Annotated in this window: 10 protein-coding genes; 4 read left to right on the top strand and 6 right to left on the bottom strand. The window is 59.3% G+C overall.

Features of this window, described 5'->3' with window-relative positions; translation table 11 throughout:
* The 6 genes from kdsA to tpiA form a co-directional block, all read right to left on the bottom strand.
* A partial coding sequence (gene kdsA / locus AC33YF_RS11565) for a 3-deoxy-8-phosphooctulonate synthase (RefSeq protein ID WP_491777357.1) occupies window positions 1-774 on the bottom strand: 774 nt, incomplete at its 3' end.
* A gap of 72 nt (window positions 775-846) precedes the next feature.
* A complete protein-coding gene (locus AC33YF_RS11560) occupies window positions 847-1,272 on the bottom strand; it encodes a GFA family protein (RefSeq protein ID WP_491777356.1) in 426 nt (141 codons plus the stop codon).
* 14 nt (window positions 1,273-1,286) lie between these two features.
* A complete protein-coding gene (gene pyrG, locus AC33YF_RS11555; protein WP_491777355.1) occupies window positions 1,287-2,915 on the bottom strand; it encodes a CTP synthase in 1,629 nt (542 codons plus the stop codon).
* Window positions 2,916-3,043: 128 nt separating this feature from the next.
* Window positions 3,044-3,418 (bottom strand): preprotein translocase subunit SecG, encoded by a 375-nt coding sequence (secG, locus tag AC33YF_RS11550; protein ID WP_491777354.1) that lies wholly within the window; start codon window positions 3,416-3,418, stop codon window positions 3,044-3,046.
* 43 nt (window positions 3,419-3,461) lie between these two features.
* Window positions 3,462-4,034 carry a hypothetical protein gene (locus AC33YF_RS11545; RefSeq protein WP_491777353.1) on the bottom strand — a complete coding sequence of 191 codons (573 nt, stop codon included), beginning with the start codon at window positions 4,032-4,034 and terminating at the stop codon, window positions 3,462-3,464.
* Window positions 4,035-4,138: 104 nt separating this feature from the next.
* Window positions 4,139-4,912: a triose-phosphate isomerase gene (gene tpiA / locus AC33YF_RS11540; RefSeq protein ID WP_491777352.1), complete on the bottom strand. Its 774-nt coding sequence runs from the start codon at window positions 4,910-4,912 to the stop codon at window positions 4,139-4,141.
* Window positions 4,913-5,078: 166 nt separating this feature from the next.
* Here tpiA and AC33YF_RS11535 point away from each other — a divergent pair, with 166 nt between their 5' ends.
* The 4 genes from AC33YF_RS11535 to AC33YF_RS11520 form a co-directional block, all read left to right on the top strand.
* A complete protein-coding gene (locus tag AC33YF_RS11535; RefSeq protein ID WP_491777351.1) occupies window positions 5,079-6,980 on the top strand; it encodes a SurA N-terminal domain-containing protein in 1,902 nt (633 codons plus the stop codon).
* Window positions 6,977-8,542, top strand: a complete 1,566-nt coding sequence (gene trpE / locus AC33YF_RS11530; protein WP_491777350.1) for an anthranilate synthase component I — start codon at window positions 6,977-6,979, stop codon at window positions 8,540-8,542. Before AC33YF_RS11535 ends, trpE begins: the two co-directional genes overlap by 4 nt.
* Window positions 8,543-8,565: 23 nt before the next feature.
* Window positions 8,566-9,096: a SixA phosphatase family protein gene (locus AC33YF_RS11525; protein WP_491777349.1), complete on the top strand. Its 531-nt coding sequence runs from the start codon at window positions 8,566-8,568 to the stop codon at window positions 9,094-9,096.
* A gap of 48 nt (window positions 9,097-9,144) precedes the next feature.
* The coding region (locus tag AC33YF_RS11520) for a glutamine amidotransferase-related protein (protein WP_491777348.1) at window positions 9,145-9,356 on the top strand (212 nt) is incomplete at its 3' end.

Genomic DNA, 9,356 nt, shown 5'->3' with positions numbered 1-9,356 from the left:
ATTGGGTCCATCCGACGGCGCTGCGTCGGGGTCTTGGTGTGTTTCGATGAATACGCCGGCTACGCCGACGGCCACTGCGGCTCGCGCCAACACCGGCACGAAACGCCGTTCACCACCGCTGGTGCCGCCCTGCCCGCCAGGCTGCTGCACGGAATGGGTTGCATCGAATATGATCGGAGCACCCGTCTCTGCCAGGATCGGCAATGCCCGCATGTCGGAGACGAGCGTGTTGTAACCAAACGAGGCGCCGCGCTCCGTTACGAGGACATTGGGGTTCCCTGCGCCCACAACTTTCGCCACCACATGACGCATATCCCACGGAGCAAGGAACTGTCCTTTCTTCACGTTGACGGCCTTAGCGGTCTTGGCCGCCGCGACAAGTAGATCCGTTTGTCGACAGAGAAACGCGGGTATCTGCAGTATATCCACCGCTTCAGCTGCAGCGGCACATTGATCGGGTTCATGGACATCCGTGATGACCGGTAATCCGAGTGTCTCGCGAATCTCCGAGAAGATGGGCAGCGCTTCTTTCAACCCAGGGCCTCGCGCGCTGGAGAGGCTTGTCCGGTTTGCCTTGTCGAATGAGGATTTGTAGACGAGTCCCACGCCGCGCCTTTCGGCGATTTCCTTGATAGCGGCGGCGGTTTCGAGTGCGTGGTCGCGGCTCTCTAGCGCGCAAGGGCCAGCAATCAGCGAGAGCGGCAGCGTGTTGCCGAACCTCACATCGCCGACCGAGACAGTTTCGGCGGGTTTGGGACTCGTGGCTTCGTTCATGCAGTCTTTCATGGGCTCTCAATTGCCCAGGCGTCAACTAGGGACTAGTTGCGCGGAAGACCCAAACCCATTTCATTTGGGCTCGTGACGGGTCCATTTGGCCCGGTCTTCGTCAAATTGGCTCACGCAGGTTCGGAGCGCGGGAAGCCAGGGCTCCCGGCGTTTCGTCCAGAGTTCGTAGGTGGGTGTGAAGGCTCCGATCTCATCGAACGAGCCTGGGTGAACGTAGAATTCGTCCTCGCGATAGTAGGTCGAGTAAATGGGTGACCCACAAGTGTTGCAGGAGTAACGCCGGACCTGCTCTGTGCTCGCGAAGGCTATCACCGCGCCCGAAACCGTGACGGCCTCAGGCGGAAAGACTGCGTAGAAGTTAAAAGGGGCGCCATGGGCCTTGCGGCAGTTCATGCAATGGCAGATGCCCACTCTGTATGGTTCGCCCCGCGTTTCGACCTGGACTTGACCGCACGCACAAGACCCTTTGCGCCGCTTGTCGGCCACGTGACCCTCTCTTATTAGACCAGCCTACTCTGCTCTACGGCGGCTGCGATGAAGGACTTAAAGAGTGGATGGGGCTCGAAAGGCCGCGATTTCAGTTCCGGATGAAACTGAACGCCGATGAACCAAGGATGGTCTTCAATCTCGACAATCTCCGGCAACAGTCCGTCTGGCGAGAGGCCGGAGAAACGCAGACCCGCGCGCTCAAGCCGCTCTCGATAGCGCATGTTGACTTCGTAGCGGTGCCGATGACGCTCTGAAATCTCTGTCGCGCCGTAGATGCTCGCGACCTTGCTGCCTGGCACTAAGGTCGCGTCATAAGCGCCGAGACGCATCGTTCCGCCGAGATCGCCGTTGTGCTCACGACGCTCCAATTCCTCGCCTTTCATCCACTCGGTCATAAGACCAATCAGCGGTTCGTCGGTCGGGCCGAACTCAGTCGAGCTGGCCGATTCTAGGCCAGCCAGATGACGTGCCACCTCAAGCACCGCCATTTGCATACCGAAACAGATGCCGAAATACGGGAAGTTCCGCTCCCGGGCATAGCGCGCCGCGAGAATCTTGCCTTCCGCGCCACGTTCGCCAAATCCCCCCGGCACAAGAATGCCGTTTACATTTTCCAGATAGGCGGCAGCGTCCTCGCTCTCGAACACCTCGGACTCGATCCACTCCAAGTTGACCTTGACCTTGTTGGCAATGCCACCGTGGGTCAGCGCTTCGCTCAGAGATTTGTAGGCGTCCTTCAGACCCGTGTATTTGCCCACGATTGCAATCGTCACTTCGCCGTCGGGCTCGGCAATGGTCGATGATATTTCTTTCCACATCGACAGGTCGGGCGCCGGTGCATCGGAGATGCCAAAGGCAGCCAGGAGTTGGTCGTCGAGCCCTTCATAATGATATGCAAGCGGCACGTCATAGATGCTCGAAACATCGAGAGCTTGGATCACGGCCGCGGGACGAACGTTACAGAAAAGCGCTATTTTCCGGCGCTCGTCGGGCGGCAACGGGCGATCCGCACGACACAGCAGCACATCGGGTTGAATGCCGATCGAACGCAGCTCCTTTACGGAATGCTGGGTGGGCTTTGTCTTGAGTTCCCCGGCGCTCGGAATGAATGGCAAAAGCGTGAGATGGACGAACGCGCTCATACCGCGCGGTAGGTCGTTGCCGAGCTGCCGAATGGCTTCAAAGAACGGAAGCCCCTCAATATCGCCGACCGTGCCGCCGATCTCGCACAGGACGAAGTCAACGTCCTCGTTCCCTGTGACAACAAAGTTTTTGATGGCGTCGGTAACGTGCGGGATCACCTGCACAGTAGCGCCGAGGTAGTCTCCTCGGCGCTCTTTAGCAATGATTCCCTGATAGATCCGACCGGTGGTGATGTTGTCGGCCTGGCGAGCAGGCCGCCCGGTGAAGCGCTCATAGTGCCCGAGGTCCAGGTCTGTCTCCGCACCGTCATCGGTGACGAAGACTTCGCCGTGCTGATAGGGGCTCATGGTTCCTGGATCGACATTCAGGTAGGGGTCGAGCTTACAAAGGCGAACGCGGAAACCGCGCGCCTGCAAGAGCGCACCAAGCGCTGCCGAAGCGAGCCCCTTGCCAAGTGAGGAAACCACGCCGCCGGTAATGAAAACGTACCGCGCCATGGGCCTCGACCCTACACCGAGTCTGAGTGCATGCGCAGCCCAAACCTGGCGTGTTAGCCCTTATGGCGCAGATTTTCCTGTGCGAAACTTATGCCGCGCAAATCGACTTAGCGCAGAACGGCAGCCGACTAGTTCGACTGCGGAACCTGAGGCCCTGAGGGTGCCGGAGGCGCTTCTGGGGCTGAAGGCTCGCCCTGCCCAGGGATTGCCAGCGGGGTGAGCCCGCTCTCTCCGCCAGTCGTGGGAACGATAGTTGGTCCTGAAGCCGTATTGTGACTTGCCAGGATCGAGAGGCTCAGGCTTGTGATAAAGAAACACGCAGCGAGGATGGCCGTCGTCCGAGTGAGTGCATCGCCTGCGCTGCGGCCGGTCATAAAGCCGGCGCCGCCTCCGCCTCCGCCGCCTCCAATCCCGAGGGCGCCCCCTTCGGACCGCTGCAGCAAAATCACGCCAACAAGCGCAATGGCAATCATCACATGGATCAGAAGTATTACGGTGCTCATCGTGTCGCCTTGTTAATCGGAGGCGCAGTCTTATCCGAATCCGCTAGGGCTTGGCTAGTCCCTGCCGAATGGCCGCCTCATCTCGGGCGATCGCGTCCTTAGTAGCCTCGATCTCAGCCGCAGCGCTATCGACTGCCACATCGTCGCTGGAAGCCGCGTGAGCACCTTCGTCAATGTCGCCCTCACCTTCGGCAACGGCAATGGACGAGACAACCGCGCCTACAGCGGCCTCCCTCGACGGGTTGCGGTGAGGCATGAGCGAGGCGGCGTCTGTGCCGGCCACGACGAAGGTCGGGACAGCCGGCTTGCGGTCCGGCAACGACGGCAGCGGCGGCTCTGGAATGCGGACGCCGTCGGTCCGGCACCGGAAAGCGACCTTCTCTTCGACCGACAAGTAATCACGGACCTGCTCGATTTTCTCCAGGTCGTGAAGGTGCTCTTTCACCCAATCAGGCCCGCCCCTCAGGGCTGCTCTGACTGTCGCCGTCAACAGTGCTTTTTCTTGTGTTTTGAGTGCCTTACACTCTTCCGCTTCCAATGGCTCAGCACTCGCCGTCGCGCACCGCATAGCGAGCGCGGCAAGTAGCATTACTGCCATTGGACGCAGTTTCGTCATCGGCCTCCCAAGCGACTCGTGGCCCCCCTGCCCTCATCGTCATGGCAGGATGCAGAACAATACTCGATTTGCAAGCTCGGACCCAGGCTTTTCGTACTCGTGGGTCAGGCCGCGCTCCCAGCGTAAACCGACAGTATTTCATAGAAATCCGCGGCTTTCAGGCTCGCGCCGCCAACGAGTGCGCCATTTACATCGGGGACAAATAATAGATCAGCTGCATTGGTTGGTTTCACCGACCCGCCATACAGGATCCTCATGGCGCCCGCTTCCGAAGCACCCGTCATTTGGCCGAGAACAGACCGAATGAGGCCGTGCACCTGAGCAACCTCGGGTGGCGTCGGCGTGAGGCCGGTGCCAATCGCCCACACGGGCTCATATGCAATGACCGTGTTTTGCACGCGGGCGCCTTCAGGAACTGAGCCCTCAAGCTGGCTTCTGAGGACATCGAGCGTTTTCCCGTCCCTATACTGGGCCCCCGTTTCACCGATGCAGATTATTGCCATCAGGTCCGCTCTGTAGGCGGCCAGCGCCTTCGCATGAACCAGAGAGTCTGTCTCACCACAATCGATCCGGCGCTCGGAGTGGCCGACGATTACGGCCATCGCACCCGCATCTGCCAGCATTTCGGCGGAAATGTCGCCTGTATGGGCGCCGGATTTCAGCGGATGGCAGTCCTGCGCGCCAAGCAAGATCGTCGAACCTTCAAGGACCTCCCGCGCTCGGGTGAGCAGCGTTGCGGGCGGACACATCATCACATCCGCCTCAGGAATGGGCGTCGTCTCAAGGTGCTTACGGAGCGCCGAAAGCTCTGACAACGAACTGCTCAGTCCGTTCATCTTCCAATTCCCAGCAACAAGCGGCCTGATTGCGGTCACCATTCCCCCCAGTTTGCGCGAACAATATTGCCTAAAGAGCACGATTTCCTTTGCTCGTGTGTGTTGCCGCACCCGCGCTGTCTACCTATGATGCGCGCCGCGCTTGGCGGCCGTAACATCGGATGCTGAAGCGGATTTGGCAATTCATGAATAAGAAGGTTTTCGAGGCGTGGCACTCGACACATTGCGCAAAGGCGCAGCACGAACGTTCGGTTTGATTCTCGTCGCCCTCCTGGTGGTAAGCTTCGCTGTCTGGGGTATCGCGGACATCTTTACGGGATACGGCAGGCAGACCCTTATTGAGGTCGGCGATACCGAGATCTCGCCGGAGGACTATCAACGGGTTCAGCAGGAGGTTCTGCGCGCGATGAGCCAGGATGCTGGCCGCGCCCTCAGTTTACAAGAAGCGCGAGCCGCGGGTCTCGATCAACGCGTCTTGGAGCGGCTGGTTGGTGGTGCGGCCGTAGACACGCATGCCAAGCAGCTTGGTCTCAGCATCAGTGACGAGACGCTCCTTGCACAGATTATGGATGATCCGTCGTTTCAGGACGCCGCCGGAAACTTCAGCCCCCTCGCATTCCAGACAGCTTTGCGCAATATCGGCATGAGCGAAGCTGGCTATCTTCAAACGCTGCGTGAGCAGACGCTTCGGCGGCAGCTGCTCATCACTGTTGGCGAAGTCGCGAGTAGTCCCAAAGTTATCATCGACGCATTGAATCGCTTCAATGAAGAGCGGCGGGTGTTGAACTATGTGCTTGTTCCAAAGACCGCGGCAGAGGCCGTCGGCGACCCTACAGAACAAGATTTGAAGACCTACTACGAGAACAACAAGCAGCTCTTCACCCAGCCCGAATACCGAAAAGTCGCACTCATTGCCGTTACACCGGAAACCGTCAGGGACGAGCTGGATATCAGCGAAGCGGACATCAAGGGCACGTACGATTTGAAGAAGGATACGCTCGGTCAGGCCGAGATGCGCCGTGTACAACAGATTGCACTGCCTAACATGGAGGAAGCGGAGAAGATCGCCGAAAAGATTTCCTCCGGTACGGACTTCGTAGATGCGGCCGAGGAGCTGGGCTTGAGTGAGTCCGATATCGACCTGGGATTAGTCGAGAAGAAGGACCTCGCCGACTCAATCGTGGCCGAGCAGGCCTTCGCGCTCGAACAGGATCAGGTCAGCAAGCCCGTGACAGGAAAGCTGGGCGGTGTCGTATTGCTCCGGGTGACAGAAATTGTCGAGGGCAAGATCCCAACCTATGAAGAGGCCAAGGGCGACATAGAGGAGGAACTTGTCAAAGAGCGCGCCTCAGGTGCCATCTTCGATCTGCACGACGAGGTTGAAGACGAGCTAGCGTCCGGTTCGACGCTTGAGGAGACCGCCGGCAAGCTCAAAATTGAATACGTCGTTGTCGATCAAGTCGATCGTACGGGACGAAAGCCCGACGGCTCGATGCTCGAAGCGCCGGCGCAAACAGAGCTTCTGAACGGGGTCTTTGTGACCGACGCCGGTATTGAGAACGATCCAATCGATGCACGGGACGAAGGTGTGGTTTGGTATGAGGTTCTGGGGATCACGCCCGAGACGCTGAGCCCATTCGAGGACGTCCGCTCGGAAGTCGAAAAGGGCTGGCGTCAGGAAGCAACGCGCAATCAGGTTAAGGCCTTCACGGAGAAGCTTCTCAGCGAACTGAATGCTGGCTCGAAGTCGCTTGAAGATGTCGCAAAAGAACTTGGCCAAGAGGTGCTGCCGACATCTGCGCTCAAGCGCGACGACATCACTGTCAACGTCCTACCGGCTGCGGTCCAGCAGGCGTTCTCGCTACCCAGGGGTGGATTCGGTTCGGCGGCATCCGGGGTCGATGAAGGTCGGATCGTGTTCAAAGTGGACGATATCGTCGAACCGCCGGAGGTCGATCCACGGGCGCTCGGGCAGCTAAACTCACGGATTGCACTGCTCTACAGCGAAGACATTATCGCGGAGTACTTCAGCGAGCTTGAGCAGACCTACGGCGTGCAAATTAATCGCCCAGCTCTAGCACGACTTACGGGTAGCGGCGAGGAGCTATGAGTTCGGCTCCGGCTTCGGTGAGTGCGCCCCTGCCGGATCTTGGCGCGGCGTCGATGGAGCCAGACTTCGTGACTTTCGCAAGGGTCTACGACGAGGGCTTGCCGCAGGTCGTGTGGACGCGCCTTGTTGCGGACCTCGAAACACCTGTCTCCGCGATGCTCAAGATCGCCGACGAACGGCCCAACAGTTTTTTGTTCGAGTCGGTTGAGGGCGGGTCCAATCGTGGCCGCTACTCAATTATCGGCTGTGAGCCGGATTTGATTTGGCGAGCACGAGGCAACAAGGCCGAAGTCAATCGAAATCCGCAATCCGACCCTGATGTATTCGCGCCTCAATCGGAGCCCGCGCTCGATAGCCTTCGGTCTCTGTTAGCCGAATCCAGAATTGCCCTACCCGATGCATTACCCCCCATGGCTGCCGGGATCTTCGGCTACATGGGTTACAACACGGTGCGGCTAATCGAGGCTTTGCCGGATGGGCAAGCCGATGACTTAGGTCTTCCGGACAGTATCCTCGTCCGCCCCACGCTGATTGTTGTCTTCGACAGTGTGAAAGACGAGCTCTGTGTCGTTACGCCCGTTCGGCCGGCACCTGGTGTTAGCGCGAAGGCCGCTTATGCGCGTGCTGGAGAACGCCTCAATGTCATTATAGACCGGCTCGACAGACCCCTGCCTCATAAGCCAGATATTGCCGAGGATGTGCCGCAGCCGGCGCCGCGTTCCATGACTTCGCCGGATGCCTACAAGGCTAAAGTCGCGCAAGCGAAGGAGTACATTGCCGCAGGGGATGTTTTCCAGGTCGTGCTCAGCCAGCGCTTCGAGGCCCCTTTCGAGCTTCCGTCATTCTCGCTGTATCGAGCACTCAGGCGGGTCAACCCGTCTCCGTTTCTCTACTATTTGAATTTCGGTGACTTCGCGGTGGTGGGGTCCAGTCCCGAGATTCTGGTGCGCGTCAGAAAAGGCGACGTCACGATCCGGCCCATTGCCGGCACCCGCCCCCGCGGCAAAACGCCGGAGGAGGATCAGGCCTTGGCCAAAGACCTCCTCGCCGACGCCAAGGAATGCGCCGAGCATCTGATGCTGCTTGATCTTGGGCGCAACGATGTCGGCCGCGTTGCGGAAGTTGGAAGTGTCCAGGTCACAGAGAGCTTCTTCTTGGAATACTACAGCCAAGTGATGCATATCGTATCGAACGTGGCCGGAAAGCTGTCACCGAAATACGACTCGGTTGATGCACTTATGGCCGGCTTTCCCGCCGGCACGGTGTCCGGCGCCCCGAAGGTCCGCGCCATGGAGATCATCGACGAGTTGGAGGAGTCTGCGCGGGGCATCTACGCGGGCTGTGTCGGCTATTTCTCGGCCGATGGTGAGATGGATAGTTGCATCGTGTTGCGGACCTCTGTGGTGAAGGACGGCGTAATGTATGTCCAGGCGGGAGCTGGTATCGTTGCAGACTCCGTTCCGGAGAACGAACAGATTGAATGCGTTAATAAGGCCGGGGCCCTGTTCAAAGCCGCGGATGAGGCTGTACGGTTCGCGGCGCGGGCCAAACGCGGCCAGTAGGCGAACACTTGGAGGTCTAGACCATGCTTACCCTCAGCCTCCTGCGCCATGCCAAATCCAGTTGGAAGAACCCTGCCCTGCCAGATCGAGAGCGGCCGTTGAATGCGCGCGGCATGGGCGACGCGCCCGCAATGGGTCGAACAATGTCCGAACGCGGGATCGACCCAGAGCTCGTTTTGTGCTCTTCGGCGCAACGGACCGTCGACACGCTGGCCCTCGTCCTGCCCGAGCTCAAGATCGAGCCGAAAGTGATCTACGAAGATGCGCTCTACCATGCGAGTCCCGACGAGATGCTTGATATGCTGCGCGGCCTGCAACCCGGTGCCCGGAGCGTTCTACTCATCGGTCACAATCCAGAGATTCAGGCGCTCGCTCTTGGCCTGGTTGGCTCCGGACCAAAGGAACTGCGCGATCGCCTGGGGGAGAAGTACCCAACGGCGGGACTCGCGGTAATCAACTTCACGGCTGGTCTTTGGTCGAGTGTCGATGCGGGAAGCGGAAGCTTGTCCTTGTTCTTGGTCCCTCGAGATGTCCGAGGTGACGGCGACCAGTAGTGGCTAGCTGGTCTTGACGGCGCATTGGCGCGAGGCATAACTGAGCCCATGCTGACACTGATCGATAACTACGACAGCTTCACCTACAACCTCGTTCACTATTTGGGAGAATTGGGCGCGGAAACCCGAGTCTACCGAAATGACAAGGTGACCGTCGAGGAAGTGCTCTCAGAAGGGCCGGAAGCGATCGTGCTGTCACCGGGGCCTTGCGATCCCGACCGCGCGGGCATTTGCCTCGAGCTGGTCCAGCGCGCTGGACC

This window comes from Methyloceanibacter sp. (assembly GCF_058506495.1).
The sequence above is the reverse complement of the archived record's forward strand: the minus strand, read 5'-3'. Positions and strand labels throughout refer to the sequence as shown.

Coding starts and splice junctions, on each gene's coding strand:
- pyrG (WP_491777355.1), bottom strand. CDS start 2,915: ATGGCGCGGTACGTTTTCATTACCGGCGGCGTGGTTTCCTCACTTGGC.
- secG (WP_491777354.1), bottom strand. CDS start 3,418: ATGAGCACCGTAATACTTCTGATCCATGTGATGATTGCCATTGCGCTT.
- AC33YF_RS11545 (WP_491777353.1), bottom strand. CDS start 4,034: ATGACGAAACTGCGTCCAATGGCAGTAATGCTACTTGCCGCGCTCGCT.
- tpiA (WP_491777352.1), bottom strand. CDS start 4,912: ATGGTGACCGCAATCAGGCCGCTTGTTGCTGGGAATTGGAAGATGAAC.
- trpE (WP_491777350.1), top strand. CDS start 6,977: ATGAGTTCGGCTCCGGCTTCGGTGAGTGCGCCCCTGCCGGATCTTGGC.
- AC33YF_RS11525 (WP_491777349.1), top strand. CDS start 8,566: ATGCTTACCCTCAGCCTCCTGCGCCATGCCAAATCCAGTTGGAAGAAC.